Source organism: Nannocystis exedens (genome assembly GCF_002343915.1).
Classification (GTDB): Bacteria; Myxococcota_A; Polyangia; order Nannocystales; family Nannocystaceae; genus Nannocystis; species Nannocystis exedens.
The window spans coordinates 3,101,920-3,127,041 of the sequence record NZ_NETK01000001.1; the positions used below are offsets into that span (position 1 = coordinate 3,101,920).

Consider the following 25,122-nt stretch of genomic DNA (forward strand, 5'->3'; position numbering starts at 1 on the left):
CCGCGGCGCGCCGGCGCGCCGCGGAGCCGCTGGCGCGTCAATCGATCGGGTGCATCGCCCCGCGGATGGTCTGATGCACCACCTGCGCGCCGACCTCGAGCCGGCGGGCGATGTCCTCCATCACGTGCAGCTCTTCCTCGCTGACCGAGCCGTCGGCGGCGGCGACGATCGTCAGGTGCTGCACGAGCTGGGCGCGGTTGCGCAGCGGCACCTCGAGCGCGGCCTGGATCCGCCCGTCGAGGTCGCCGAGCAGCTTGGGGATGTCGGTCGGCTCGTCGGCGTGGTCCGAGCCGAGCAGTCGCCCGAGCGCCTCGAGCTCGGCCGGCTCGACCCCGCCCGACGCGGCCGCGACCGCCAGGCCCGCGGTGTAGAGCAGCCGCCGCAGCGTGTCCGACGTCTGGTTCTTCTCCTCGAGGTACGACGGCTCCATCAGCTGCAGGTCGCGCTCGATCACCTGCTCGACGTCCTCGAGCTGCCACGCGCTGTCGGTGCTGCGGCCGAGCGCCTCGAGGTACGGCTCCGAGCGGCTGAACGCCCACACCGCGCGCACCCGCACAGGGTTGTACGGGTGCGTGCTGAAGCAGTCGAGGGTGTCCTCGTCGTACTCCTTCTCGCGCGCCTCCGGGGCCGAGGCCAGGCTCTCGACCTGGCGGGCGAAGGTCGCCAGGTCGGGCCGCACCCGCTCGCTGGCCATGCCGCTGGCGAGCTTGAAGAAGCCGCTGGCCGCCGCCTCCGGGTCGCCCGCGCACAGCAGGCCGATGCGGTCGGCCGACAGCTCGGCGCTGCGGCACCACGCGTACAGCCGCAGCGACGTCGGCCGCGAGACGAACGGGATCCCCAGCTCCTCGACCGTCGCCGTGATCGGCATCGGCAGGCCGTAGTGGTCGAACACCGCGTGCCCGAGCTCGTGGCCGATCACGAACCGCAGCTCGGCCGGCGTGAACGCCTCGAGCAGCCGGCTCGACAGCGTCAAGATCGTCGGGCCCTTGACCTCGCGGTAGCAGGTCGCGTTGAACTGGTGCTCGGGGGTCACGTAGACCTCGACCGGCGAGTCGTAGCCGAGCATCTCCTTGCACTGCGCCACGGTGTCGGCGATCTCCGGCGACATCGACCGCGTCAGCCGCAGCGTCGAGCTCAGCAGGTTGCGCCGGTAACCGTAGCCCTTGCCGCCGCGCCACTCGCGGAGCTTGGCCAGGGCCTTCTTCACCCCAAAGTCCTGCATCACCTCGTCGCGCAGCTGCTGCTCGCGCCGGACCTGGAACTGCCGCGGATCAATGCGCATCACTTCACCTCTCGCGTCGCACCTGTCTGCACGAACGGCGCGCGCCGCCCCGGACCGCCGAGCGGCACCGGGTCGGCGCGCCACGCTACCCGCTCACGCTCTCACGCGCGGGCATACTTGAGCGTCAACACCTCGAGGATCTTGGTCGCCAGGCTGTCCTCGACGTTGAGCACGCGCTGCATCGCCTCGAGCATCGCGTCCTCGGCCTCGTCGACGTCGCCGCTCGACATCGCGATGTCGGCCGCCAGCAGGTACGCCTTGTTCTTGACCAGCTGCGACGACAGATCGCCGAGCGCCTTGACCGAGTCCTTGAGCGAGGGGAAGCGCTTCAGGATCTTCACCGCCTCCTGGTACACCTCGCCGAAATCCTTGCCCTCGAACTCGGGCAGCTGGGCGAAGTAGCTCTCGACGGTGGGCAGCTCGGCCTCGTCGAAGCTCCCGTCGGCGCCGCACATCAGCAGCATCCCGTGGAGGAGCAGGGCGTCGTCGGTGGGCTTCTTCTGCGGCGTCACTTTGCCGGTCAGTTTGGACAGCAGACCCATGAAATAGTCACTCCTTGATCCCGCAGTCGCGGGCGCAGGAAGTGTCGGCGAGGCGACCGCCGCGTACAAGGGTCAACCGGTGCGGCCGCCCCGCCCCCGGCCAACCTCTGGAACAACGTTCAAATGGACGATGCGAGGCCTCGGGTGACTGGGCCCCGGCTGGCGCGGCAGCCGTGCTCACGGCCGCCCGCGAGGAGCAGAGCGACCCGCCGTAGAACCGCGTACCGGCGAGACCTGGGCCCGACTTCTGCACACACAACGACCCTCCGCCGGGGCGCAGATCTCGCCCGCGGACGAAGGTCCGCGGCCCGACCCGCTGCCGGACCGAGGAGCGCCCGCAGCCGAGCGCCGCCTCGCCGGCCCAGGCAGACGAGCCCGCGAGCCGCCGCGCCTCCCCCGAGCGGCGAGCCGCCCACACGCCCCTCCACGCGCCCTCGCGGTCGGCGCGGCGACCCCGACGCCGCGCGAGTCGGCTCGCGCCGCGCGGACCTGTCGCCGACGACAGACCTACGCCGCGAGCCGACGCAGCCGCGCTTCACGACCTGTCCTTCGTGACATCTCGGCGCCCCGCGCCGTGACATGTCCCAGAAGCCAGCGAAGGGTCCGAGGCGGATCGGCCACCGCCCCGGCCGCTCTACATGACCTTTAGGACAGGTCGCGAAGGCTCGCGGAGAGCAGGACGCGAGCTCCCCGGCCCAGCCCGCTCCGGGCCGTCGACAGCATCGAGGTCGCGCTCGCCCGCGCGACGAGCCGCGCCGGGCGGCGCCGCGAGATGAAAATGTCGCGCGCATCACAACCTCGCCGCGCTCGACCGGCGGTAGGACCGCAGGACCGACGGGAGACAAACACAACGTCGTTCACGGCCGCGGACGAGCGCTCGCTGCCGGCGTGCTTGTGCCCTCCCGAAGCTCGCGCAACCTCGGGTGCCCTCGCCTTCGCCGGGAGTGAGAACCATGTCCACCGCCGAAATCTCTGACAACAAGTGGGAACTCGAAGCGTCCAGGCCGCCGATCGCCACGACCACCGGGATCCTCCAGATCGTCGTGGTCGCCGTCTTCGCCGGCCTGTTCGTGTGGATGCTGTCCTTCACCCTGGCGGGCATCTTCGGCGCCAAGCGCGACACCCTCGCCGATCAGTACGGTCGCCTCACCGTCGACGGCAAGCCGGCCGCCGTGCCCGCCCCCCGGTGACGCGCGCGGGCGGCTCCCATGGTCCATCACGGGGGTCGCCGGTCTCCGGCGACCCGCTTGATGTCCCCGAGGACATTTCTCTTAAAACCTGTCGCGAGGAACAGCTCAGAAGCGCAGCCCGAGCTGCAGCCCGCCGCCGGCGCGGGTGAGCAGCGGCCCGCCGGTCCACTCGACGCGGCGCCGCGCCGCCAGCTCGTAGTAGTGGGTCACCGCCTGATCGCGCCGGGTCTGGCGCAGCGCCAGGCCGCCGAGGATCGCCGCGGTGATCGACAGCGCCACGCCGGTCCCGAGCGCGACCGCTCCGCCGATGTCGTTGTCGCGGTGGCCGAACGCGGTCGGCTTGTCCGACGGGGTGATCCCGATGAGCAGCGCGCCGGCAGCGACGCCGGCGATGCCGAGCGCGGTGAGCACCATCGCCGGCGCGCGCAGCCGTCGGCGCCGCGACTCGACCTGGGAGGCCTCGCTGGCCTGGGCGTACAGCGCGTCGATCCGCCGCTCCAGCGCCAGGCGGTCCTCCACCGTCGGCTCGAGCTCGACGACGTACGCCAGGTCCTGCGCCTCGGCCCGCAAGAACGCCGCGCTCGGGGCATGAGCCGCCGACAGCCGGCCGTAGACCTGCGCCCGCAGGCGGTAGGCCGAGGCCCAGCCCGGCGCCGCCGCCAGCACGAAGTTCAGCTCCGTCAGCGCCTCGTCGAACTGCCCGGCCGCGAGCGCCTGCTCGGCCCGCGCGTAGGCCTGCTGGACCTCCTCGTGCTCGTACGCCGCCGTCTCGGTCGGCGCCGTCGGGACCTCGGCCGGTCGGTCCTCCGACGCGAGGACCGCGGGCTCGGCCGCCGCCGTGGGGCCCCCCGGCACCGTCGCCGGCTCCGACGCCCGCACCGGCGTCGCCAGCGAGCACGCCAGCGACACGGCGACCAGATGCGAGAGCAGGCGGCCCATGGACGAGGGCAGCCTACCCCGACCCCCGTGTCCGCGGTCGCCTCCGGCGAGCGAGAGAAACCCAACACCTCCCGCGCCATCCGCGCCACGAGGCCGAGATCGCGCCATCCATTTCGGCTATTTCATCGGCCGCGGGCAAATCACCGGCCTAGCCTGCCACCCCGTGAAACGCCTGGTTAACGCCTCCCTCCCCTTGGCGACGCTCCTCCTGCTCGCCTGTTCGCCGGCCGCTCCGACCACCGCCGCGGCCGTCGAGCAGACCCCGGGCGCTCCGCTGGCCGACCCCGACATCCGCCACGTCACGGTGCCCGAGCGGTCGCAGGCGTACGTGAAGATCGAGCAGGCGGTCCTCGAGCCCGAGCACGCGGCGATCCGGGCGCCCGCGCGGGTCGCCTTCCGCGACGGCCCGTCTCCACCGTCGGCGCTCCCGCCCCTGGCCGCGTCATCAAGCTGCTGGTCGAGGCCGGCGAGAAATTCGAGGCCGGCGCGCCGCTCGTCACCATCGCCAGCCCCGAGGCCTCGGAGTACGCGATGGACCTCGCGCGCGCCCGCATCGAGGTCGACGCCGCCCACGACGCCGTGACCCGCCAGGAGGAGATGGCCAGGACCGGCGTCGGCCGCGAGGTCGAGCGGATCGCCGCCAAGCACCGGCTCGCCGAGTCGAAGGCCGCGCTGGCCCACGCGCAGAAGGCCGTCAGCAGGCTGGGCCCCAACTCCGGCGGCATGGTCACCGTCACCGCCCCGATCGCCGGCACGATCCTCCGCCGCATGACCACCGTCGGCGCGCAGGTCGAGCCCGGCGGCGACCCGCTGCTCGAGATCGGCAACCCCGAGGCGCTGTGGGTGGTCGCCGAGGTGTTCTGCGCCGGGCCCCCGTGTATGTCGGCATCGACGCCGCGATCACCGGCCTCACCCCCGGCAGCTCGTCCACGAGGGCTCGAAGGTCTCGCTCGAGTTCGCCGCCGCCCGGGCATCGTGGAGGGCACGTCGAGGGCATCGGCGTGCTCGTCGACGGCGAGCGGATGGTCCGCCGAGCTCGGCAGACGACGTCACCCGTGTAAGGTTCGCAGTCGCCGCGACACCAGTGACTGCGGAGGCTACACATGAGCGACTTCTTCGACTTCTACGGCAACGGCGTCCCGTTCACCCACTTCGTGAGTCTCGGCCTCGGCGTGGCTGCGGCCGCGCTAATCTTGCACGGACGCACTCGCGGCCACGAGGCGGGGCGCGCGTCGGCCTGGCTGCTGGTCTGCGATCGCGCCCTGCTCGCCTGCTCGGGTCTCGGCGTGCTCGGGGTGGCGTTCGCGGCGATCGAGGCCAGCGCGGTGCTGCGGACCGTGCCTCCGGACAAGGTTCTGGAGCCGGCCCTCCGCGTGCTGGGACTGATGGTGATCCCGCTAGCCTGGTCGTTGCTGGGCACGTTTCCGCTTTGGATCATCAGCACGGTGTTCCGCTTCCAGCAGACTCGCACCGGGGCGGGCTGAGCGCCGGCGATCGAGGGCCTCTCTCCGCCGGGCGCCGTCAGCCTCGCGGCGAACCCGCACGCGAAATCCGGCCGAGCACCTGTAAGGTTTCTGCGGGCCTCGGCACCAGACAGGGCGCATGACCGAACTGCTCGGCACCTCGGTTCTGTGGATCATGATCACCCTCGGGGTGATCGGTCTGGTCGCCCTGCCGACGTTGCGGGCCGTGCCGATGCTCGTGTCCGGAGTGCGCCTGGCCGTCCGCATGTTCGACGCCCGCGCCGGAACCCGCTCGCTCGCAGCTGTGCCGGAGCGGCCGCTGGAGCTGATCGGCCTGTCCCCGGGGCTCGCGGACCTGGCCCGGCAGACGCGTCAACTGGCACACGAACTCCATCGTCACCATAAACTGGCCGCGACCTGGCCGTCGGCCGGTGCCGCCGAGGGGCCGAGCTTCTGGAGCTCGTTCGTCGGCGTGGACAAATTCGGCGCGCAGATCGAAGCGACGCGCGAAATTTGGGAATGGCTGCGCAGCGTCGAGCGACTCTCGCCGGGCGAGCGTGAGCAGCTCGCGGGCCTCGGCGTGGAGGCCGACGCCGTCCGCGAGCTGTTGCTCAACGAGCAGGCCCCGCTCGACCAGATGCGCGCGCTCGCCGGATTGCTGTGGAGCATCGACGGGCGGCTGACCGGAGGACTATCCGGCTACCGCGGCAGCAACGCCCGCGGCGTGGGACCCGGAGGGACGGTCCGCTCGACCCCAGGCGGGGTGGAGGAGGAGGACGAGCGCGGCGACGAATTGCGGGAGCGTCGGCGACGCTGGGCCGAGCTGATCGAGCACCACAGCGCCGGCATTTCGCGCATGGCCGGTCGCTACACCCGCGGCCGCTGCGAGCGGGAAGATCTCGAGCAAGACATCTCGCTCGCCCCGTGGCAGGCGCTGCCGGGCTTTCGCGGCGAGTCGTCGCTTAAAACGTTCGTCCTGCGGGTGGCGCGGTACTGCTGCTATCGCTACCTGCGCCGACGAGGTCGCGCACAGGTCGATCCGCTCGTCGGCGAGCTCGACGATCCGAGCGCGTGCATTGAGTCGTGGCTGAGCGAGATCGACGATCGCGCCCGGCTCGAGCGAGCGCTCGCGCGGCTGCCTGAAAGCCTGGAGTCGACGCTGGTACTGCGGCTCGAGGGCAAGACCTGCGCCGAAATCGCCGCGGCGCTCGGCATCTCGGAGCAGAACGTGTCGGTACGGCTGAATCGCGCACGGCAGCGACTCGTGCGGCAATTGGCTGCCGCGTGAAGTGCATCGGAACAGCTTATGGAAGCCAACAACGCGGCATCTCCCGCATCGACCTCGAACTGCTCGCCCGCAAAGGTCAAGATGGAGTTGACGATCGCGCTGCGCGCCGACCGGCGAGCACGGAGTCGAGGCCGGCGGGCGCGATTCACCCGCGGCGCATCGATGCGCCAACGATCTGCTCGATCCACCGCACCGCCGTCGCCACGCCTTGCTCGGCGCGGGCACACACCCATTGCCTCAGCGGCGGCGGCGATGCCCGCGAGCTCGACCTGCTGCGCCAATTTACTGCCAGACCGCCGCTTACGGGCACTTCGGGCGCACCGAGCCCGGCTTTACCCGGGAGCGGACGGACCGAGCCGAGGCGCTGCGCGAGGCAGCTCGCTGAGGGGCTGGAGGACCGGACCGTGACGCCGCTCCATTCGGCCGAGGCCCGCAACCGCCTGCTCACGCGCAGGGCCGAGCTCGAGCGTGCGAGCGAGCTGTCGCTCAAGACGCGCCGTCCGGTCGAGCTCGACCAGCAGAGCGTCGGTCGGCTCTCGCGCGTCGACGCGATGCAGCACCAGGCCCTCGCGCAGGCCGCCGAACGCAAGCGCGTGGTCGAGCTGCAACGCATCGACGCGGCGCTGCTGCGGCTCGAGCGCGGGGAGTACGGCGAGTGCGTGGGGTGTGGCGAGGAGATTGCGGCAGCGCGGCTCGAGCTCGATCCCGCGGCGACCTCGTGCATCGCTTGCGCGCGCGAGGCGGCAACCCGCTGAAGGTGCGACAAGACGTCGCTATGGACTTCGACGGCGAGGACTCTCCGCGACTCGCGCTTCGAGCGGTCGAGCATGGCCGCTGCAGCGAGACCCGAAGGACCGGCGCGAGGACCATCACCGCTCCCGCGCATGGTGAACCGGAGCGAGGCCATCTATAGTCTCGCGAGTGCCCGACGCACCGTCGATTCGCTGGTTCCCAGGCTACACCGTCGTCGCCGTCGCCGCGGTGGCATCGATCGCCTCGGCGCCGGGACAGACCTTCCTGCTCTCGCAGCTCAACGCCCCGCTCCGTGCGACGTTCGACATCGGCGAATTGGCGCTCAACGGCGCCTATACGCTCGCCACGCTGACCGCGGCCCTGCCGCTGGTCGTGATCGGCCAGTGGACGGACCGGCTCGGGCCCCGCCACATGCTCGCCGTGTCGGGCGCGGCCGCTGGCCTCGCGTGCCTCGTCATGAGCAGCGCCGTCAATTTGCTGACCGTGTTTCTCGGCTTCTTCGCGCTCCGATTGTTCACCGCTGGCACGTTGTCAGTGGTCAGCCAGCACGCGCTAGCGATGTGGTTCCACCGGCGCCTCGGATCGATCCACGGCGTCATGCAGGTCGCGGTGTTCGGCGTGTGGGTGCTGGCGCCGCAGCTCGCGCTGTACCTGATCGAAACCATCGGCTGGCGGCAGACCTACGGCCTGTTCGGCGTGATGATCGCCGTCGCCGTGATCCCGGCCGCGTACCTATTGGTCAAGAACCGCCCGGAAGACGTCGGCCATGCGCTTGACGGCGATCGACCTGCACCGGAGGCTGCGACCGCCGGAGCGGCCGCGCTGTCCTCGGAGCCTGGCTTCACCCTGGCCGAGGCCATGCGCACGCGCTCCTACTGGACGCTGGTCGCCGCCACCTTCGTTCCACCGCTGATCGGCACCGCGATGATCTTCGACATCCAGCCAATCCTCGCTGAACGCGCTCTCACGCCGGCCGACGCCGCCGTCGCCGTCAGCGCGTGGAGTGGCATCATGGGTGCCTGGGCCCTGCCTGCCGGCATGCTTGCCGACCGGGTGAGCCCGCGTCGGCTGCTCCCCGTCGCCATGGCTGTGCTCGCGCTGTCGAGCCTGTCCTTTGCGGTCGTCTCGTCGCGGTTCACGGCAGTCCTCGCCATTGTTTCGCTGGGCGTCGGCAATTCGACCGTCGCCGCCTGCGCCTCCACGGCACTCGCGCGTTACTTCGGCAGGCGCCACCACGGGGCGATCCGCAGCTCGGTGACCCGCATCGCGGTCATCGGCACCGGCCTCGGCACGCTGGTGACGGGCGTCAGCTTCGAGCTCACGCGCTCCTACCTGCCTGCCCTCATCATATTCGCGTCCATGTGCCTACCCGTCCTCGTGCTCGCGCTCTCAGCACGCCCACCCGAAGCCCCGTCCGCGAGGCATGAACAGGTCGCCGACCCTGCGGCCGGCTGAGCTGGCGAGGCGAGGCGAGCGGGGGGCGCCCTGCGGCGGCGGTCGACGGGCGAGCGCGGCGACGAGTACGCCGCCGCGCGCTTGCATGTCTAAAAAGACAGGTCTCCATCGGCGCCTGGGAGCGCACCCAGGAGATACGCCTTGCGGAGCCTCACGCGTCCGCGGGTGCGTCGGCGAGCATGTTCAGGCGGACCCGCGCGCGGCGGCGTCCGGATCGGTGAGGAGCCGCGCCGGCCAGTAGGCCAGCGCCTTGGTGCCGAAGCGGATGTGGGCGAGGTGCGGCAGGTCGGCGCGCAGGAGCGGCTCGACGTAGCGCCGCAGCACGCTCGCGCGCATGACCAGCGGGTCGCCGCCGGTGAACAGCACGTCGCTGACCTCGCGGTGGCGCGCGAGGTAGTCGACCAGCGTCTCGGCCTCGCGGGCCGCGAACTTGAGGTCGTCGAGGCCGACGAACTGGGCCCAGCGGAAGCAGTAGGTGCAGTACGCGTGGCAGGTCTGACCCTGCGCCGGGAAGAACAGCGCCGTCGGGCGGTACTTGTGCTGCAGCCCGCGCCGCTCCACCCCGACCTCGAGCGGCACGTTGAGGTCAATCTGACCGGCGGGGTGCGGATTCATCGCCATCTGGATCGTCCGCGCGCGCGCCTGCAGATCTCTTCGACCCGTGCGAGAGATTGTCTCTGCACACGGGGACACGCTCGACGTCGAGTGCAGCATCGAGGCGGGGACTGTTTTTGCGTCGAGCTGGCACGGAGCGCGCCTCCCACGGCAAGCCTGGAGGGCTGAAGTACTGGCGCCTCGCTCTCTCACCTGTCTCCGAAGTCAGATAAAGAGCCGTTAACAACGGCGCCGCTCCGCAAGCCGCCGGGCGCCGCGTCTCGATCGGCGCCCTTCCATTCTGCATGCTTGTTCGGAAGTCATGGCCCTTGCGTCCTCGCTCTTCCACCGGCTCCGAAAGCTCTTTTTCGGCACCCTGATGGTGCTCGCGGGGCTCGCGCTGCTCGGCGCGAGTTACCAGCAGATCGGACAAGCGCTGGATCGCCACGCCGTGCATGCGCCTGGCCGCCACGTCACCGTGAACAATGTCTCGATGCACCTTTACTGCACTGGCGAGGGCGGGCCGACCGTCATCCTCGAAGCCGGGGCGTTCGGCTTCGCCCAGGCGTGGGCGTGGATCCAGCCGAAGGTGGCCGAACACACCCGCGTCTGCTCGTACGACCGCGCCGGGCTCGGTTGGAGCGAAGATGCAACCCCTCACGACGGCGTCGCCGCGGCCAGGCGTCTGCACACGCTCCTGCGGAACGCCGGTGAGCACGGACCGTATGTCCTCGTCGGCCACTCGCTCGGAGGCCCGCTGATCCGGATCTTCGCCACCCATTACCCCGACGACGTGGTCGCGCTCGGCTTCATCGAGCCGTCACACCCCGATCAGCTGGAACGGTTCCCGCCCGAGGCCCGCGAGGCGCACGAGCGCGTCGTCAGGGTGCTGTCGGTCGCCGCGGAGCTGACGTACGTCGGCCTCCTGCGGTTGGCAAACCCGCTCGGACGACTCCACGCTGGGTTGCCCGCCGACGACTACCGAGCCGGGTGCATGTTCACCTCGGCGGCGACGCACGTGCGAGCCTCGCAGAAGGAGTTCGCCGCCTGGGACACGACCATGGCCGCCGCGCGGTCCAACATCTCCCTCGGCGAACGGCCGGTCGTCGTCGTCAGCGGGACGGAGCCGATGGAAGGAATGACCGCCGACATCCTCGCGCTGAATCACCAGTTGCACGCGGAGATGGCGGGCCTCTCCAAGCACGGCAGGCACGTGACGATCGAGGGGGCGAGCCACATGTCGCTGCTCACGCGGCGAGAACACGCCGAACAGGTCGCGCAACTCTTGAACGAGCTCGTTGACAGCGTCGCACGTTGAGGGGTTCAGTCACCCGCAGCCTCCGCCGCAGCGCCGAGCGACGGGCCTTGATGTCGAATGTGGAGGTTCGGCCCGTCCGCCCCGATGTCGTCGAGCTCAGGCGCGAACGGCCCGGGCTGGGTCGCGCCGAAGAACAGCCCGGTGACATCGAATGGCTCGGGGAGCGGCCGATGGCGATCTCCCTGCACAGCGGCGCGTCGCCGAGCTGCTCCCCGAGGCGTGCAACCGACAGAAGATAGCCCCCGTCAGCTCACCAGACTCGAGGCCAGCCGGGCGACGGGGTGGCTCGCCGCATGGCGTCGGAACTCGGTCGCGCAGTGCGAGGAGAATACGCTCACGTCACGCGAGTGGTCGCGAACGAGCTCTCGCAGGCGGCCCTGGTTGGCGACGCGGGCCGCGTTGTCCGCTGACCGGAGTCGCTGGAAGAGTGCCAGTCCGAACGGGCTGCGGGGCGCCACCGGGTCGATCTCTCGGTGGTTGAAATACGCGTCTCCCGCGTGGAGCAGCCAGCCACCGTCCGTCTTCACCGCGATCCCGCAGTGCCCTTCCGAGTGGCCCACGAGCGGCACGAGCAGCACGTCGTCGCCGAGGCCCGGGAGTGGGCGCACGGCCTCGAAGCCGAACCAGCGCTCGCCGTTCACCGCATGGGGGGTCCAGCGCGGCCCGTGCGCCCACTGCTGCGGCCGATAGCCGAACTTCTTGCTGCGGCCGACGGGTTGCATCGCCGCCGCGAACTCGTCGCGGAAGACGTGCACCTCGGCGGCGGGGAAGTCCGACAGGCCGCCGACATGATCGAGGTCCAGGTGCGTGGGAATGATGTGGCGCACATCTTCGCGCTTGAAACCTAGCCGCTCGACCTGAGCCACGGCGGTCTCTCGCGGATCGAGCCGGGGCGCGTTGCGCCGGATGAACCCAGGTCCCAGGCGGCGCGGATCCTGGATGTCGTGCGTGCCAAGCCCCGTGTCGACCAGGACGAGGCCCTGCTCCGTCTCCAGCACCAGGCAGTGGCACACGAGCTGGGCGCGCGCGAAAAGGCTCCCCTCTCCCAGGACGAAGCGCGCGCTGGCGGGGCACAGAGTTCCGCAGTTGAGGTGATGAACCCGCATGGTCAGCTCCCCGCCCGGACGCGACGGGCATGTGTGATTTTCATGCGCCTCAAAGTAGACGTGCCCGGTGGGGAGCGATTGGAGAAATCGGCCATCCGCGGGCAGGCCCACGCCGCTGCGGGTTGAAGCCGCTGCAGCGATGCCCCATGCTTGGGCCGTGACTGTCTCGGCCATCCACCTCGAGCCGAGGCGCGAGCTGTCGCGCTTCGTGGAGTCGTTCTGTACTGCCTCGGCTGGCCCGCAACGGGCCTGAGTTTTGGTAGAGGAGAGGCGTGGCCAGGAGGCCCGCATGAAGAAGCAAGAACGCCGACACTTCACCCCCGAGCAGAAATCCAAGATCCTGCGAGAGCACCACCTCGACAAGGTGCCCGTGTCGGACCTGTGCGAGAAGTACAAGCTGCAGCCCAGCGTGTTCTACGGCTGGCAGCGGGCGCTATTTGAGCGCGCGCCGCAGGTGTTCGTCGAATCTCGCACGACGCCGGCGGAGACGGTCAAGCGCGAGCTCGGCGAGAAGGTGGAGCACCTCGAGGCGAAGCTGGTCAAGAAGGACGCGGTGATCGCCGAGCTGTCGGAGGCGCTGGTTGACCTAAAAAAAGAGCTTGGGGAGCTCTGAACGGCCGCTGGGTGCCCCATGAGACGCGGGACGAGGTGATCGACTTCGTCACCGACTGGTCGGAGAAGACCGAGCTGGCGCCGGCCCGCTTCGCGGGGTGGCTGGGGATCCAGCGGTCGCAGCTGACGCGCTGGCGCGAGCGGTACGGCAAGGCCAACGAGCACAACGGGAAGATCCCGCGCGACCACTGGATCCTCGACGCCGAGCGCCAGGCGATCCTCGACTTCTTCGACAAGCACCCACTCGAGGGCTACCGACGGCTGACCTACATGATGCTCGACCAGGACATCGTCGCCGTCAGCCCGGCGACCGTCTACCGAGTCCTGAGCGCCGCTGGCCGCCTCGATCGCTGGCAGCGCGGTCCTTCGAAGAAGGGCACTGGCTTCCAGCAGCCTGACGGCCCGCACCGCCACTGGCACGTCGACATCGCCTACATCAACCTCGCCGGCACGTTCTACTACCTGTGCAGCGTGCTCGACGGCTACAGCCGTTACATCGTCCACTGGGATCTCCGCGAGTCGATGACCGAACGAGACGTCGAGTGCATCCTGCAGCGCGCCCGGGAGCTGTTCCCCGGGGCGCGGCCCCGCATCGTCACCGACAACGGCCCCCAGTTCATCGCCCGCGATTTCAAGGAGTTCATCCGCGTCGCCGGCATGACCCACGTCCGGATCTCACCCGGCTACCCGCAGTCCAACGGCAAGCTCGAACGCTGGCACAAAACCTTCAAGTCCACGGCCTTACGGCCCGCAGCGCCATCGACGATCGACGAGGCCCGTCGCGTCACCGCCGACTTCGTCGAGCACTACAACGCCCGCCGCCTCCACAGTGCCATCGGCTACATTGCGCCGGTCGACAAGCTCGCCGGCCGCGAAGCTGCGATCTTCGTCGAACGCGACCGCAAACTCGAGGCCGCTCGAGAGCTCCGCCGTCAACGCCGAGAACTTGCTCGCCGACACCAAACCCACCATCATCCCAACCAGACCTGCCCACCCGCAAGTCCGTAAGCCGCACCTCCCTCGGTTGCATTCACGCTGAGCCAATACAGTTCCGGGTTGCCTCGGGCGGACCCGACGGGGGCTCGCACGTTCGGCTGCCGGACGGTCAGGTGGATCTGGTGGTCCGCTTCTCGTCCATCCACGCCATCGGCACACGCTTGAGCGCGCTGCGAAAGCCCGCCGACCTCGTGCCGCCGCGGACGCTCATCGTCCGCTTCAAGCCCGGGGGCGCCTACCCGTTCTTCGGCGTGCCGATGTCCGAGCTCACCGATCGCGTCGTGCCCCTCGACTCGCTCTGGGGCGGCGACTGCCGGCGCCTGTGCGAGAGGCTCGCGGAGGCCCCCACGGTGGCCGCGAGGGTCGACATCGTCGAAGAAGCGCTCACGAAACGCCTCCAGGACGGTGAGGTGTTCGAGCCTGCGAGCGCGTATCTCGTGCGGCGCGCCGTCCGGCTCGTCACCCAGGCGCCGGAGCTGCCGCGCGTCGACGCCCTCGCGCGCGCGCTGGATATCAGCACCCGGCACCTTCGCCGGGCCTTCGAGGAGGTGGTCGGCCTCGGCCCCAAGGAGTTCGCGCGCCTCGTACGGTTCCAGCGCGCGGTGCGGGCGTGGCGGCGAGCCACCACGTCCGACTGGGGCGCCATCGCGGTGGCAACCGGCTATTACGACCAGTCCCACCTCATCACCGAGTTCAAGGCGCTGACGGGAGCCACTCCCCGCGCGCTCCTGCGTTCCGGTCCCCGCGCGGACACGCAAGCGTCCACGCCCTCGCTTCCTATTCTAGTGACTGAGGGTGCGCAAGCGCTCGAGTAGCAAGGCGCGAAGGGCTGGCGAGGGCCAGGGGTTGGACTCGGCGCTCGGCGCGTGGCGAGACCCACCGGTGGCAGCATGATGCCTGAGCCCGCTGCGGCCTTGGCGCCCAAGGTCTGGCCGCGCCAGCGGCCTCGAGCATCACTGCCCGACGATGCATACACGAAAGACACTGCACAATTTTTTCTTGTCAGCCGTCGCGGCTCCCACGATATAGTTCTCAGGCAAGGGTGCACCGGCGTTCGGTTCGTCGGGAGCAGGATTTAGCTCACTTAATTGTCGAGTGAGTGTTGAAATGGTCGGGCCGCCATTTCGCATGCCGCCGTGTGCGGCTGCGGAGGCGAACCCGTGCAACAACAGAATATCCCCGACCACGCACCTGCTCCGGCGGGCTGCGCACTCCGACTGTTTTGGATGCTCATCGGCAACGCGATTGTCTACGCGTCGCTGGCGGTGATCTCCATGAACGGGGAGGAGTTCCCCTCGGTGCTCGACGGCGTCGTCTGGCTCACCGTCGCACTGACGATCGTCGCTCGAAGGGTCGATATCATGCGCTGGGCCGGAAAGACGGCCAGCGGCGAGCCCGCCACTCTGGAGCACTGGCGACGCTACGCGATGACCGTGGTCTTGTTGACCGCGCTCGCCTCCGTGCTCGCCCATGGGATCGGCGGGTCGGTGGGCTCGTGACCTCCAAGACCACGCGGCTCTTTCCCTCGCAGCGCTGCCCACGTGTCATGAGGCTTTGAAGAAAGTGGCGGATCCTGTCACGGACGCAATCCTCCACCTCGTGGAGCGCGGCGTACGCCGGATCGAAGCGCTCGAGGTCCTGCTGCTCATGGCGAGGCAGCCCGATCGCGCTTGGTCGCTCGACGACGTCCACGCGAGCAGCGCGTTCGTCATACGCGTCACCCACGCCGGCTCTGGGAGCCTGGAGGGCGTCGGCCTCGTCACCCGCACAGCCGATGGCGAACACCTCGTGCTCGACAAGGGAATCGCCGAGCTATTGCGCCCCCTCCTCGCGATTGTTGTCGCCGGCCACGATCCGCAGCGTAGCGCCGGTGTCCGGCGCCGGTGGGTAGCGCCGGTGTCGGACGCCGACGCAAATCGCCGGCGCACAGCGCCGGCGTGGACGTGATGCGGGAGCTGGCTGCGGGCGGTCAGCCTGGGGGTTTTGGCGGACGGCTACGGCGACGGGAGGTGCGTTCGTTGGCTTCCTTGAGGCGCCAGGATTCGCCGGCGATCTCGACGATCTCGACCTTGTGGCAGAGGCGATCGAGGAGGGTGCCGACGCAGGAGGCGCTGTGGAAGACGGCGGCCCACTCGCTGAAGGGCCGATTGGTGGTGATCACGACCGGCGCCTTGGTGTATCGCTGGGAGACGACCTCGAAGAGCAGGTCGGCGTAGCGGTTGCTGTAGGGCAGGTAGCCGAGCTCGTCGACGACGAGCAGCGCGGGCTTGACGTAACGGTGCAGGCGACGGCGCAGCGCGGCGGCGCCGTCCTGCGCGGCGAGGTCACCGAGCATCGCGGAGGCGGTCGTGAAGCGGGCGGTGTAGCCCTGCAGGACGGCGTGGTGGGCGAGGTTTTGCGCGAGCATGGTCTTGCCGACGCCGTTGGGGCCGAGGAAGACGACGTTGACGGCTTCGCGGATGAAGCCGAGCTCGAAGAGTTCGTCGACGAGGGCGCGGTCGAGCTTCGGGTGCTTCCAGTCGTAGTCGGCGATCGGCTTCATCGCGGTCAGCTTGGCGGCGAGCATGCGGCGCTCGAGGCTGCGACGCTTTCGCTCGTGCTCCTCGATGTCGAGGACGGTGCGCAGCCACGGCTCGCGGACGACCTCATCCCAGCGTGCGTACAAGCCATGCAGGCCGAGACCCAGAGCGCGCCTTCGCAGGGCATCGTCAGGTGCGAGAGCCATCGTCACCCTCCTCATCCTTCGGACGCAGCCGGTCGTACAGGTCGAGCGCGTGCGGCCTCACGACGACGTCGCGCAGCCGCGGGTTCGTGGGTACCTCGGCGGACAGCGGCGCGGGCCGCCCTTCGTCGGCGCGCCGCCTTTCGAGCAGCTGGCGCACGCTCGGCGGATGGACGAGCTCGCGGGCGTTGGCCTCGGCGAGCGCGGCGTCGAGCTCCGCGGCGCCGTACTGGTCGAGCAGACGCCCGAGCTGCCAGGTCACGTTGCCGAGGTTCTGCCCGCGCTCGGCGCAGCGATGCAGGAAGCCGCGGCTGTGCGGCGCGGCGTGCTGCAGGCGGTCCATGCCGCGGTGATGATGCGCGGCGCGCTTGTCGGCGATGAGCGCCTCGATGTGCGCGGGATCCTCGACGCGTTCGTCGCGGCCCCAGGCACGCGCGTGCGTAGCGACGACAGCGGTGCCGTCGACGATCCGCACGGTGTCCGGGTCGGCGACCACCGCGAGCTGCCGGCGCACGTGGGTGTGCGGCACCGAGTAGTCGTTGAGGTCGAAGCGCACGTACGGCGTCTTGCCGACGTGCACGGGCACGACCTCGTCGCACGGAAAGCGCGTCTCGGACAGCGGCATCAGCCGCGCCCGCTCCTCGGCGAAGGCATCGCCGACCGTCCGCGCGCGATCCTCCGGGCACGGGCGCGCGGCAGCGATCCGCGCGCACCAGTCGGCGGCCTGGACATTGAGGTCGTCCAGATCGGCGTACGTGCGCGCGGCGAAGAAGTTGTCGCGGATGTAGCGGATCCGCCGCTCCACGCGCCCCTTCTCGTTGCCCCGCGCCGGCGCGCACGGCTTGGGCGCGAATCGGTAATGACCGGCCAGCCGCAGCAGCGTCTCGTTGAAGCGGATCGCGTCGCCGACGCGCTCGAGCACCGCGCTCTTGAGGTTGTCGTACAGGAGCTCGCGCGGCACGCCGCCGAATGTCTCGAAGGCCAGCTGGTGGCCGCGCAGGAAGCTCGGCATCCGCGCGTCGAGGAAGAAGTGCAGGTGCATCATCCGCGACCAGCTCAGCACCATGACGAAGGCCATCAGCGGCCGCTCCGCCCGGCCGACCCGCAGCTTGCCGAAGTGCGCCCAGTCGACCTGCCCCTGTTCTCCGGGCAAGGTCGCAAGGCGCAGGTACGCTTCGGCCTTCGGCCGCGGCCGCATCGTCGCGACGATCTCGCGGAAGCGCGAGCACTTCCCCGTGTACCCGCGTGCCTGCACCATCTGCAGCAGCCGGCTCGCGCGCAGCCGCGGGTACCTCTCCAGCGTTTCGCGGATGAATGGCAGGTACGGGTCGGCCTTCGACGGTCGCGGCATCGTCACCGCCGGCACCACGCCGGCCTGGCCGAGCACGCGCGTCACGACGCTCGTGTGCACGCCGAGCTGCTCGGCGATCGTCCCGATCGGCCAGCCCTCCGCGTGATGCAGGCGGGCGATCTCCGCCTCGGTTTCGGGCCGCGTCTTCACACGTCACCTCCGAGAAGGCGCAGCTGCCGGAAGTCACCGACGCCGCGGATCCGTCTCCGTGCGCCGCCGTGCACCCGCGTGGAAAAATCCACGAGCGGGCTGCGGTGCCCGCGAAGATCCGCGTTGGGAAACGCCCAGTCGATGTAATCCGGACCCCTCGCGTCCACATACTGCACAGCGCCGAGCCGCTGGCCCTGCCACATCGCCAGCCCCTCCAGCACCGTCATCAGCGCCCGCGGGTGCTCGCTGTGCAGCGGCAGCCGGGCCTTCAGCCGATCCCCCTCGCCGTCGATCACCAGGATCTGCAGGTCCGGCTCGCAGACCCGCAGCAGGGCTCTCCATCTCGATTGACTCACGATCGTCCTCGTCTCCGCAGATGGCGACCAGCACCACGCCGGCCTCGGCCACCTGCTCGTCGAGCATCGGCGCCGGCTCCGATGTGGCTAGACCGTGATCCATCACGATCTTCATCCGCCGCTCGGCGCGCCGCCTCGCCTCGGCCCTCGCGTGCATCCGCCGGCCGTGCATGCTCCGCGCGTACCGCCGCCTCGCCGCCCGCACCGACACAAGCCGCTGCTGGGCCGCGCAGTCCTTCCCGCAGTACCGCTGCCCGCGGTCGCAGGCCCGGCACACCGAAACCTGCCGCCGGCACCTCCCGCAGTTGAACAGTCGCTGGCTCTCGTCCTCGATCGACCACGTGCCCGGCCACGCACTCCGCTGGACTTCCCCGAGCCCTCGCCGTACCCTCCTGCCGTCGCTTCTTTGTTGGCTGTCCTTTTGGGGTACGGCTGGCTACGACACCGAGCGCTGAGAGTCGCTACCTCTCAGCGCTCACCTTTTTGGCGGCCACGCTCCCTTTACCCGACCCGCCAGCGTTCGCCGAAAACTTGACGCGCTGCTTGATCCTCATCCGCTGACCGTTGACGCCTCATCGGCGCTGCGCCTCGGATTTCGGCCGGCGTCGACAGCGATCTACGAGCGCGAGCCGCAACGGGTCATCAATGCGTTCTTCGCTCGCAATTTGGAGGTCCTCCGAGCGGCCTCGCCGCGTCGTAGACCCCCGCCCTGATACGACATGCCCACTGAGCGGCGCCTCGAACAGACTCTGGTCAGTTCATTGACCTCACCGCGCTGGTCGCATCATCGTCGAGGTCGCCCCGCCCAGCGAGACAGCGTCGTCTCCAGCCGGCTCCCATCGATCCGGCATGTGATCCGTCCCGGCACCGGCTCCGGCTCTTGTTCCTGCACTGGCACCGGCACTGACGCCGGCTCTTGTGCCTGTGCCTGCGCCTTTGCCTGCTGGTGTCTCGTGCACCCGCACACAAGCGCCGCCAACGCCACCGCCTCCCGAAGGTTCATGACGGAGCATGCGTCACGGTACGTCCTGCGACGTGGCCCCGTCAACGCGTGCAGCCGCCCGCGAGCGTGCAGCCGAACAGGTCGCACCTCCATGACCCACAGGTGATTGCCATCGGGGCCGAGCCCGGTGACGGCCAGCCAGCGGCTGCCGGCGGCGTCGACGATCATGTACCCCTGCATCCCGTTCGGGAGCGAGAAGATGATCTCGCCGCCGTCCGCCTCGAAGTCGAGCGGATGCGCGAAGATGTTGGACGTGCCCTGGTTGTTGGCGAAGTCGTGGCTCAACCAGAAGAACCGGTCTTGTCGGCCGCTAACCGCAATCGAATTGTCCGTCGCCGTCGACGCTCACCCGCAGCTCGTAGCTCACCCCTCGCGCCGAGAACGGCAGCACGAGCTCGTCCTCGCCGGCGAGGAAATCCTCGTCGATGGTATGGTCGACGAGCACGGCCGTCTTCTCCCCCTCGTCCGTGATCGCGAACACGCGGTACCGAGTCGACCACTCACCGTCCCACTCACGCTCGATGCGCAGCGCCCACCCGTCGCCACCGGTGGTGTTGAGCACGCCCCCCCCCTTGCAACCGAGAAACTCGTCGACTTCGGCGGCGTCCGGCGCGATCCGCACGACGCGCTCGAGGAGCGGAGTATCCAGCTCCGTGCACGCACACAGCAGCAGCGCCGTCATCCAGGCGATAGAGGGTAATCTCATGGACGTCAGCGAGGTCTTCATGGTGTCGACCCATAACACCCCTCGCGGCGGTGCGTGTCACTGCGCCGGTGAAATTTTCTGCCCCTCCGGGGCGGCAGGCGCGCTGCCACGGCATACAACGTTCCGGTGGCCTCGGGACCTGACAGCGGCCCGACGTGTGGCGAGCCCCACAGCCGGCGCTCGCTACTGAGCCCCGTGGGGCGGATGTCCCCCGCTGGGCGCGACTTGAACGCCGTCCGCGGCGCCGATACCATCCGGCGTGATGCACATATCTCGTTGGCAATCCGCTGCAGCGACGCTCATCCTCATGACGACTGCATGTAGCGACAGCGACCCGCTCGAAACCCACGGGTCGGGCGCGTCCAATGACGAGAGCTCCACAAACGTCTCGGGCGACGGCGGGAATTCCAACGGCAACGGGACCGATGGGGCCACCGGCATCGGCGGCACCGACGCCGATCCGACCACCGGCGGTCCGGCGCCGACGCGCGAGGCCTGCGATCACTACCTCGACTGCCTCGCCGTCGTCAGTCCGGCCGAACAGCCCACGGCGCAGGCCAGCATCGGCCCCGAAGGCACCTGCTGGGACGGACCGCCCGAATCGATCGAGCAGTGCATCCAGGCCTGCGTCCACGGCTGGGAGGAGATGCACGACGCCAACCCCGACGAGCCCGCCTGCTATCTCTGCGCGGAGGACAGCGACTGCGCGCCCGGGCAGGCCTGTATCAACGGCGACTGCCGAACCGCCAATTGCGGCGACGGCCTCGTCGACGACGACGAGGTGTGTGACGGGCAGCCCGACTGCGAGCCCGACTGCAGCGGCAACAACTGCAATCCACTGAGCCACGCCGGCTGCGACGGCGGCAATCAGTGCTTCGTGATCGAATCGTCGCCGCAGTGTCTGCCACCGCAGGACGGCCTTCCCGGGGCCTACGAGGCCTGCGTCCAGGACGGGATCGCAGCGTGTGCGGCCGGCCTGATGTGCGTGCCGGTGATCGCCGTGGCTGAATGTGACCCCGAGGCCTCGGAATCTTGTTGCACACAGATGTGTAACGCTCAGCATGATCCGGATCCGTGCCCGGGCAGCAAGATCTGCCAGTATGTGGGCGGGATCGAGCCGCCGCAGGACGGGTACGTCGGCGCCTGCATCACGGTGATGTGAATCGACGCCGGCGGGTAGCGACCGCCGCGCTAGCGTCACCAGGGCCTGGATAGCCTTGGCCGACGACCGGGGTACGGCGCCTGCGAGCCGGGCTATTTCTCGCAGCCGCGGCTCTCCGCGCGCGTGCAGGACATGCCGTGCTCCTCCGCCTCGACGGCATTACACCATTCCGCGAGCATATTGCACGAGCGGACGTTGTGACAGGTGCAGGTCACGCTCCAGCACTGGGAACCGTCGTGGCTCCCCTCGCAGTCAATCTTGGGCCACACGAAGGGCCTGGACCCGTCGAGCTCGCGCGCCATTGCCACGAGATAGCGTTGATAGGCGTCGAGCGCGGGTGCGCCCTCGACGAAGGTGAGGAAGTCGCGCGCCATCTCGCCGGCAGTGCGGTTTGACGCCGCGTCCTCCTCGCAGGTCTGGACCGCGCCGGCGAGATCGGAGGCATCGCAGCCGAATAGGAGGAGCAGGGACAGGACCGCGCGTGGAATCCTCATGAGCGGAGGGTACCGGCGATCCCGGTCACGGGCAAATTTGACTCGATCTGGGCGATCCGACGGTCCACGGCCGCGCTGGTGCTCAAGGCCCGACGTAGCGGCATCGAACCCTGGGTCTACTTGCGCAACTTCTGCCTGCTCGTCTCCTGGCCCGCGAGCCGCATCGTCCCGGTTTCCGGAGAGCAGCCCCTCCAGCAAGAGCACGCTCAGCAGGGCCTCACCGTCGATGTCTTCCGCACGGTCTCGCTCGCCGACCTTGGGCCGCTTGTAGCCCGTGGCCGACGAGCGGGTCACGACGGGGTCTATCGGACGCTTACGACATTGCAGCAACAGCGACCGTTGAGCTCGAGAAGCCGGACCGGCTCCACTAAGGGCACGGCCTCTGACGCGTCGATCCGCCGCATACGCACCGGCATGGACCCGTCGCACCTGCGCTTCTGCCTCGGGGGCGAGTCTTGGCCTGCACGCCGTGGCGGTCCGATGCGCGCTGCCCCGTGTCGACGCCAGGCCGGGCGGCTTCGTGCGCCGCCCTCCCGCTCGCCCATCTCAAGGGGAACAGGGGCCCAGGCGTCGCCGCCTTCTGCGCTCAGGGGCTGAGGCGGTGGACGAACAGGCTGTGGTCGCCGACCAGCGGTCCGGCACCGAGGTCGAGGTCGCCGCTGAAGCCGCCGCCGACGACGAGCTCACCGTCGGGTCCCGAGCGCGAAGTCGAAGCCGCCGTTGCCCCCCACATTCGCGGCCGTGTACCGTGAGCCTAGCGCACCGTTATCCAAGACGTCCGCGCAGCGGAGGGCGATTCGGTCGACGACGTCTCCAGACCTGCCGAGGAGTCCAACAGCGACGTCACCAGGGGCACACCACATCGCGAACCACATCCCACCGGTGCCTCCGTGATGATCTCCAGCGCGCCGGTCCTCCGTCCAGTCCCCAGTTGACTCGACCTCATCTGCGTTCATCAAGCCGAACTCGTCGCCGGGCTCTGCCGAGGCAATGCACGGAGCACCAGCAAATCCGGTCACGAACGAAAGCGCCTTCAAGAGCTGCGTACCTTTTCATCTGTCAATCCTCCATGAATCAACATGAACCCAAGGCCAGCATTGTCCAGCGGACGGCCGCACTTTTCATTTCGGAGCGCGGTGAGCGGGCGACAGGCGTGGCCCCCCGGCCGAGAACAGGGCGGGCCATCGTCCAGGGCGCTCGCTATAGAGCGAGTTGGACCCGTATGAACCCGGGCGAGGAGCGCAGGTCCGCGCGCGCTGCAGGTGGCGCGTAGGTCCTCGGCTTCCACGTCGTTGACATCGCCGAGACTGTCAGGGGACACCCAAACGGGTCGCTCGGGACACCCAAACGGATCGTCCGATCCACCAAATTTCACAGCGGCTTACATGACAAATGCCGTCGCCCGGAGGCAGGGTCAAGGGCTTGAACCCGTTAGAGTTTCGGCGAAGCCGACCCTTGACGCTGCCGAGGACGGCGGCTAACTGCCGTGCCGTGCCGTGGATACGAGTTGGTGAACCCACCAGGATCCGTCTGGCCGTCCCCTGACACCGAGACCGCCGGAGCGGCAGAGCACGAAGAGAATGCCGGCCTCCGCCGCCGCGCCTACGCACTATGGCGAGGCGGCGAGGCGCGTGACCCGGGCGCCTCCTCGAGCGCCGGCCCCGGCTGCGTACCGGCCTCAAGCTCCCGGCGCAGCAGCCGGCGCTGCCATGCACCCAGGGAGAGCGAGGTGACGACCAGCAGTGAAAATGTCCCGACCCACACCAGCGCGGAGGGGTAGAAGAACGCCATGAAGATCACGAACTCGTAGAGCTTGAAGGCGACGCCTCTCGCTCGGCCGAACAGCCTAGCGAAGGCGTAGTGCCAGAATCCACGCGTGGCGACGACCGGCATCTTCTGCGGGACGAGCTCGGCCGATGACGGGACGAGCTCGGCCGATGACGAGACGAGCTGCACCTCATCGAGTGTCCCTTCGGTCAGCGCACGTAAGCGTCGCCGTGCGAGATATTTTCGGCTCCCTCGCTCGACCAATCCAGACCAGACGGTGGCGAGGACCATGAACGCAAGCCCGTTGTGCCACCACGGCCATCCGAGGGTCAGGATCCATTCATAGAAAAATCCGAGAGGCAGCCAGAACACGAACGCGATCGGGGTGAACGATGCGAGGTTCCAGAATTGCTCGGTCGGCAAGAACCCCCACCGTTGGGGCGGCAAGGGTTCGCGCGAGGGAGCAAGATGCTGCCGCGGGTGCAGGCGAAGGGCGGTCCATGGGCCCCGACGCCAGCCGCTTGCCCAACCGCCGTGCCGCCCGCCAGCCCCGGGAAGACGGCGGATGAGGGCGAAGAGGAGACGGGTGCGGGCGCTGCCCCGGTATAGGACTGCTGGGCCGACTCTCGATCGCGGTAGGGACGGCCCTTCGCCCTTCAGCTCGGGCCACCCCCCGCGCGCGGGCACGGCAGGGGACAACCGGCGAGCCACATCATGCCGGCAAGGACGAGAAGGCTTACACGCAAACGGCTGTCGCGGTACCCGCGAGCATCGCTTTGCGCATGAGGTGCATCCGACAGAGTGTAGCAGAGCGCTCGCTAACGCGCATGACGGGGCGATCGGCGCGTTGCCCGCCTCCGCGGGCGACGTCAGGCATGTCTGCATCGTTGGATGAGGCGGCCACGTCACCAGCTCGGCCCGCTGGCCCGGATCTACCCGCTCACACAGCGCCGTGGTTCCGCCGGGGCGCGCTCAGGCGAGCGGTCGAAAAAACAATTCCCGTCACAGATCTGCACGGAGCCGGGAAATAACGGCCATGGCCTTCCCTCATCATCGAATCGTCGGCCCCTCCTTCTCTCTGCTCGTGACCGCCGTCCTCGGCGCGGCCGGCTGCGAACCGCCGAACGGCAACCTCGGCGAGTACACGGGCACCGGCAGCTCGGCGACGGATGACACGAGCGGCTCCGCGACGGACGGCACGAGCGGCTCCAGCTCCGCGACGGACGGCACGAGCGACGCGGCGCCGGCCGACTCTACGCCGTCGGCGATCGCCTTCCTCCGCGCCGAGAAACCCGCCCCTCCGTTCGGCGACCCCCCGCCCGGGAATCCCGACGACATCCTGATCGACATCACCAACTTCACGCGGACCTGTGGCGAGCCGTACGGCTTCCCGGAGTGTGGCCCCGAAGCCTACCGGGAGCTGACCTTCGTGCTGAACCCCGACGAGCAGCAGCCGGGCTCGTACGCGCCGGCGGACCTCGACGCCGAGCTGTGGTCGCAGAGCTCCGTCGACTCGCCCTGTGAGAGCAACGGCCCGTTCGCGGTCGAGGGGGCCATCGAGATCGTCGCCCTCACTGCAGAGGAGATCACCGTGCGCGTGGAGGGCTCGGAGTACACCGACGGCGAATACACGGTTGTCCTCTGCGCCGGGTAGCGGCTCGCCGAGCACGATCCCGGAGCGGGTCCTCCGGCACGACCGGGGCCATCCTCGCCCGTTCCAATTGTCCTTTCGGGCGCCCTGAGCGCTCGCCGTAATAGCAGGTGCGGTCATGTTGTTGTTGATTCTGCAGAGTCTCATCACGCTCTCGAAGTTGAATGCAACCGATGTCCCGTCGGCGGCTCCGGCCTTTGCGATGGACTGTCCGAGCCTTGA

Annotated in this window: 27 protein-coding genes and 1 pseudogene; 15 read left to right on the top strand and 13 right to left on the bottom strand. The window is 69.3% G+C overall.

The window, feature by feature from the left end; translation table 11 throughout:
* Positions 1–37: 37 nt before the first annotated feature.
* Together NAEX_RS12065 and NAEX_RS12070 are read right to left on the bottom strand one after the other, a co-directional pair.
* Positions 38–1,282, bottom strand: a complete 1,245-nt coding sequence (locus NAEX_RS12065; protein ID WP_096327657.1) for a M48 family metallopeptidase — start codon at positions 1,280–1,282, stop codon at positions 38–40.
* 101 nt (positions 1,283–1,383) lie between these two features.
* On the bottom strand, positions 1,384–1,824 hold the full coding sequence (locus tag NAEX_RS12070; protein ID WP_096327658.1) for a tellurite resistance TerB family protein: 441 nt from the start codon (positions 1,822–1,824) through the stop codon (positions 1,384–1,386).
* Positions 1,825–2,777: 953 nt separating this feature from the next.
* Here NAEX_RS12070 and NAEX_RS12075 point away from each other — a divergent pair.
* Positions 2,778–3,014, top strand: a complete 237-nt coding sequence (locus NAEX_RS12075) for a hypothetical protein (protein WP_096327659.1) — start codon at positions 2,778–2,780, stop codon at positions 3,012–3,014.
* 105 nt (positions 3,015–3,119) lie between these two features.
* Here NAEX_RS12075 and NAEX_RS12080 read toward each other — a convergent pair whose 3' ends face one another.
* The gene (locus NAEX_RS12080) at positions 3,120–3,953 is read right to left on the bottom strand and encodes a tetratricopeptide repeat protein (RefSeq protein WP_096327660.1); all 834 of its coding nucleotides are present in this window, start codon (positions 3,951–3,953) and stop codon (positions 3,120–3,122) included.
* A 216-nt stretch (positions 3,954–4,169) separates the two neighbouring features.
* Between NAEX_RS12080 and NAEX_RS12085 the strand changes: the two genes are divergently transcribed.
* The 6 genes and pseudogenes from NAEX_RS12085 to NAEX_RS12110 all read left to right on the top strand — a co-directional run bounded on the left by NAEX_RS12085 (position 4,170) and on the right by NAEX_RS12110 (position 8,912).
* Positions 4,170–5,060 carry an efflux RND transporter periplasmic adaptor subunit gene (locus NAEX_RS12085; protein WP_096327661.1) on the top strand — a complete coding sequence of 297 codons (891 nt, stop codon included), beginning with the start codon at positions 4,170–4,172 and terminating at the stop codon, positions 5,058–5,060.
* Positions 5,057–5,437, top strand: coding sequence for a hypothetical protein (locus tag NAEX_RS12090; RefSeq protein WP_096327662.1), 381 nt, complete (start codon positions 5,057–5,059; stop codon positions 5,435–5,437). Before NAEX_RS12085 ends, NAEX_RS12090 begins: the two co-directional genes overlap by 4 nt.
* A gap of 118 nt (positions 5,438–5,555) precedes the next feature.
* A complete protein-coding gene (locus tag NAEX_RS12095; protein WP_096327663.1) occupies positions 5,556–6,704 on the top strand; it encodes an RNA polymerase sigma factor in 1,149 nt (382 codons plus the stop codon).
* 257 nt (positions 6,705–6,961) lie between these two features.
* Positions 6,962–7,089, top strand: a pseudogene (locus tag NAEX_RS54475) (methionine adenosyltransferase); the annotation flags it as partial.
* Between the two features lie 166 nt (positions 7,090–7,255).
* A complete protein-coding gene (locus tag NAEX_RS54480; RefSeq protein ID WP_245913954.1) occupies positions 7,256–7,459 on the top strand; it encodes a TraR/DksA family transcriptional regulator in 204 nt (67 codons plus the stop codon).
* A gap of 166 nt (positions 7,460–7,625) precedes the next feature.
* Entirely contained in the window at positions 7,626–8,912 is a 1,287-nt protein-coding gene (locus tag NAEX_RS12110; protein ID WP_096327665.1) for an MFS transporter, read from the top strand.
* Positions 8,913–9,095: 183 nt separating this feature from the next.
* Here NAEX_RS12110 and NAEX_RS12115 read toward each other — a convergent pair whose 3' ends face one another.
* Complete coding sequence (locus tag NAEX_RS12115; RefSeq protein ID WP_143141364.1) at positions 9,096–9,527, bottom strand: 4Fe-4S cluster-binding domain-containing protein; 432 nt, start codon at positions 9,525–9,527, stop codon at positions 9,096–9,098.
* A 301-nt stretch (positions 9,528–9,828) separates the two neighbouring features.
* On the opposite strand from NAEX_RS12115, the gene NAEX_RS12120 reads away from it, so the two are divergent.
* The gene (locus NAEX_RS12120; RefSeq protein ID WP_096327667.1) at positions 9,829–10,824 is read left to right on the top strand and encodes an alpha/beta fold hydrolase; all 996 of its coding nucleotides are present in this window, start codon (positions 9,829–9,831) and stop codon (positions 10,822–10,824) included.
* A 245-nt stretch (positions 10,825–11,069) separates the two neighbouring features.
* Here the strand turns inward: NAEX_RS12120 and NAEX_RS12130 are convergent, their stop codons facing one another.
* Entirely contained in the window at positions 11,070–11,930 is an 861-nt protein-coding gene (locus NAEX_RS12130) for an MBL fold metallo-hydrolase (RefSeq protein ID WP_096327669.1), read from the bottom strand.
* 289 nt (positions 11,931–12,219) lie between these two features.
* Between NAEX_RS12130 and NAEX_RS12135 the strand changes: the two genes are divergently transcribed.
* The 5 genes from NAEX_RS12135 (at position 12,220) to NAEX_RS12155 (ending at position 15,485) form a co-directional block, all read left to right on the top strand.
* Positions 12,220–12,543, top strand: a complete 324-nt coding sequence (locus tag NAEX_RS12135; protein ID WP_096325681.1) for a transposase — start codon at positions 12,220–12,222, stop codon at positions 12,541–12,543.
* Between the two features lie 11 nt (positions 12,544–12,554).
* A complete protein-coding gene (locus NAEX_RS12140; RefSeq protein WP_211302334.1) occupies positions 12,555–13,550 on the top strand; it encodes an IS3 family transposase in 996 nt (331 codons plus the stop codon).
* A gap of 86 nt (positions 13,551–13,636) precedes the next feature.
* Entirely contained in the window at positions 13,637–14,353 is a 717-nt protein-coding gene (locus NAEX_RS12145) for a helix-turn-helix domain-containing protein (protein WP_338042615.1), read from the top strand.
* A gap of 345 nt (positions 14,354–14,698) precedes the next feature.
* A complete protein-coding gene (locus tag NAEX_RS12150; RefSeq protein ID WP_143825569.1) occupies positions 14,699–15,037 on the top strand; it encodes a hypothetical protein in 339 nt (112 codons plus the stop codon).
* 55 nt (positions 15,038–15,092) lie between these two features.
* Positions 15,093–15,485 carry a hypothetical protein gene (locus NAEX_RS12155; protein ID WP_143825570.1) on the top strand — a complete coding sequence of 131 codons (393 nt, stop codon included), beginning with the start codon at positions 15,093–15,095 and terminating at the stop codon, positions 15,483–15,485.
* A gap of 22 nt (positions 15,486–15,507) precedes the next feature.
* Here NAEX_RS12155 and istB read toward each other — a convergent pair whose 3' ends face one another.
* The 5 genes from istB to NAEX_RS12180 form a co-directional block, all read right to left on the bottom strand.
* Positions 15,508–16,263, bottom strand: a complete 756-nt coding sequence (istB, locus tag NAEX_RS12160; RefSeq protein ID WP_096333575.1) for an IS21-like element helper ATPase IstB — start codon at positions 16,261–16,263, stop codon at positions 15,508–15,510.
* Entirely contained in the window at positions 16,247–17,761 is a 1,515-nt protein-coding gene (gene istA / locus NAEX_RS12165) for an IS21 family transposase (protein WP_096327672.1), read from the bottom strand. Before istA ends, istB begins: the two co-directional genes overlap by 17 nt.
* Entirely contained in the window at positions 17,758–18,117 is a 360-nt protein-coding gene (locus tag NAEX_RS12170) for a hypothetical protein (protein WP_096326787.1), read from the bottom strand. The genes istA and NAEX_RS12170 overlap by 4 nt, the downstream gene beginning before the upstream one ends.
* Before the next feature lie 784 nt (positions 18,118–18,901).
* A complete protein-coding gene (locus tag NAEX_RS50060; RefSeq protein WP_096327673.1) occupies positions 18,902–19,405 on the bottom strand; it encodes a hypothetical protein in 504 nt (167 codons plus the stop codon).
* A gap of 25 nt (positions 19,406–19,430) precedes the next feature.
* Positions 19,431–19,847 (bottom strand): hypothetical protein, encoded by a 417-nt coding sequence (locus tag NAEX_RS12180; RefSeq protein ID WP_143141548.1) that lies wholly within the window; start codon positions 19,845–19,847, stop codon positions 19,431–19,433.
* Positions 19,848–20,133: 286 nt separating this feature from the next.
* Here NAEX_RS12180 and NAEX_RS12185 point away from each other — a divergent pair, with 286 nt between their 5' ends.
* Entirely contained in the window at positions 20,134–20,988 is an 855-nt protein-coding gene (locus NAEX_RS12185; RefSeq protein ID WP_096327675.1) for a hypothetical protein, read from the top strand.
* A gap of 92 nt (positions 20,989–21,080) precedes the next feature.
* Here the strand turns inward: NAEX_RS12185 and NAEX_RS47720 are convergent, their stop codons facing one another.
* The 3 genes from NAEX_RS47720 to NAEX_RS12195 form a co-directional block, all read right to left on the bottom strand.
* Positions 21,081–21,776, bottom strand: a complete 696-nt coding sequence (locus NAEX_RS47720; protein ID WP_143141547.1) for a hypothetical protein — start codon at positions 21,774–21,776, stop codon at positions 21,081–21,083.
* A gap of 292 nt (positions 21,777–22,068) precedes the next feature.
* A complete protein-coding gene (locus NAEX_RS50065) occupies positions 22,069–22,215 on the bottom strand; it encodes a hypothetical protein (RefSeq protein WP_170135659.1) in 147 nt (48 codons plus the stop codon).
* Between the two features lie 869 nt (positions 22,216–23,084).
* Entirely contained in the window at positions 23,085–23,672 is a 588-nt protein-coding gene (locus NAEX_RS12195; protein ID WP_096327677.1) for a hypothetical protein, read from the bottom strand.
* A gap of 661 nt (positions 23,673–24,333) precedes the next feature.
* Between NAEX_RS12195 and NAEX_RS12200 the strand changes: the two genes are divergently transcribed.
* The gene (locus NAEX_RS12200) at positions 24,334–24,903 is read left to right on the top strand and encodes a hypothetical protein (RefSeq protein WP_096327678.1); all 570 of its coding nucleotides are present in this window, start codon (positions 24,334–24,336) and stop codon (positions 24,901–24,903) included.
* Positions 24,904–25,122: the final 219 nt, after the last annotated feature.

Excerpts from the sequence above, each read along its gene's own strand:
- NAEX_RS12180 (WP_143141548.1), bottom strand. The coding sequence starts at position 19,847 with ATGAAGACCTCGCTGACGTCCATGAGATTACCCTCTATCGCCTGGATG.
- NAEX_RS12130 (WP_096327669.1), bottom strand. The coding sequence starts at position 11,930 with ATGCGGGTTCATCACCTCAACTGCGGAACTCTGTGCCCCGCCAGCGCG.
- NAEX_RS12080 (WP_096327660.1), bottom strand. The coding sequence starts at position 3,953 with ATGGGCCGCCTGCTCTCGCATCTGGTCGCCGTGTCGCTGGCGTGCTCG.
- NAEX_RS54480 (WP_245913954.1), top strand. The coding sequence starts at position 7,256 with ATGCAGCACCAGGCCCTCGCGCAGGCCGCCGAACGCAAGCGCGTGGTC.
- NAEX_RS12065 (WP_096327657.1), bottom strand. The coding sequence starts at position 1,282 with ATGCGCATTGATCCGCGGCAGTTCCAGGTCCGGCGCGAGCAGCAGCTG.
- NAEX_RS12115 (WP_143141364.1), bottom strand. The coding sequence starts at position 9,527 with ATGAATCCGCACCCCGCCGGTCAGATTGACCTCAACGTGCCGCTCGAG.
- NAEX_RS12075 (WP_096327659.1), top strand. The coding sequence starts at position 2,778 with ATGTCCACCGCCGAAATCTCTGACAACAAGTGGGAACTCGAAGCGTCC.
- NAEX_RS50065 (WP_170135659.1), bottom strand. The coding sequence starts at position 22,215 with ATGTGGGGGGCAACGGCGGCTTCGACTTCGCGCTCGGGACCCGACGGT.
- NAEX_RS12185 (WP_096327675.1), top strand. The coding sequence starts at position 20,134 with ATGACGACTGCATGTAGCGACAGCGACCCGCTCGAAACCCACGGGTCG.
- NAEX_RS12120 (WP_096327667.1), top strand. The coding sequence starts at position 9,829 with ATGGCCCTTGCGTCCTCGCTCTTCCACCGGCTCCGAAAGCTCTTTTTC.
- istB (WP_096333575.1), bottom strand. The coding sequence starts at position 16,263 with ATGGCTCTCGCACCTGACGATGCCCTGCGAAGGCGCGCTCTGGGTCTC.
- NAEX_RS12135 (WP_096325681.1), top strand. The coding sequence starts at position 12,220 with ATGAAGAAGCAAGAACGCCGACACTTCACCCCCGAGCAGAAATCCAAG.
- NAEX_RS12070 (WP_096327658.1), bottom strand. The coding sequence starts at position 1,824 with ATGGGTCTGCTGTCCAAACTGACCGGCAAAGTGACGCCGCAGAAGAAG.
- NAEX_RS12095 (WP_096327663.1), top strand. The coding sequence starts at position 5,556 with ATGACCGAACTGCTCGGCACCTCGGTTCTGTGGATCATGATCACCCTC.
- NAEX_RS12090 (WP_096327662.1), top strand. The coding sequence starts at position 5,057 with ATGAGCGACTTCTTCGACTTCTACGGCAACGGCGTCCCGTTCACCCAC.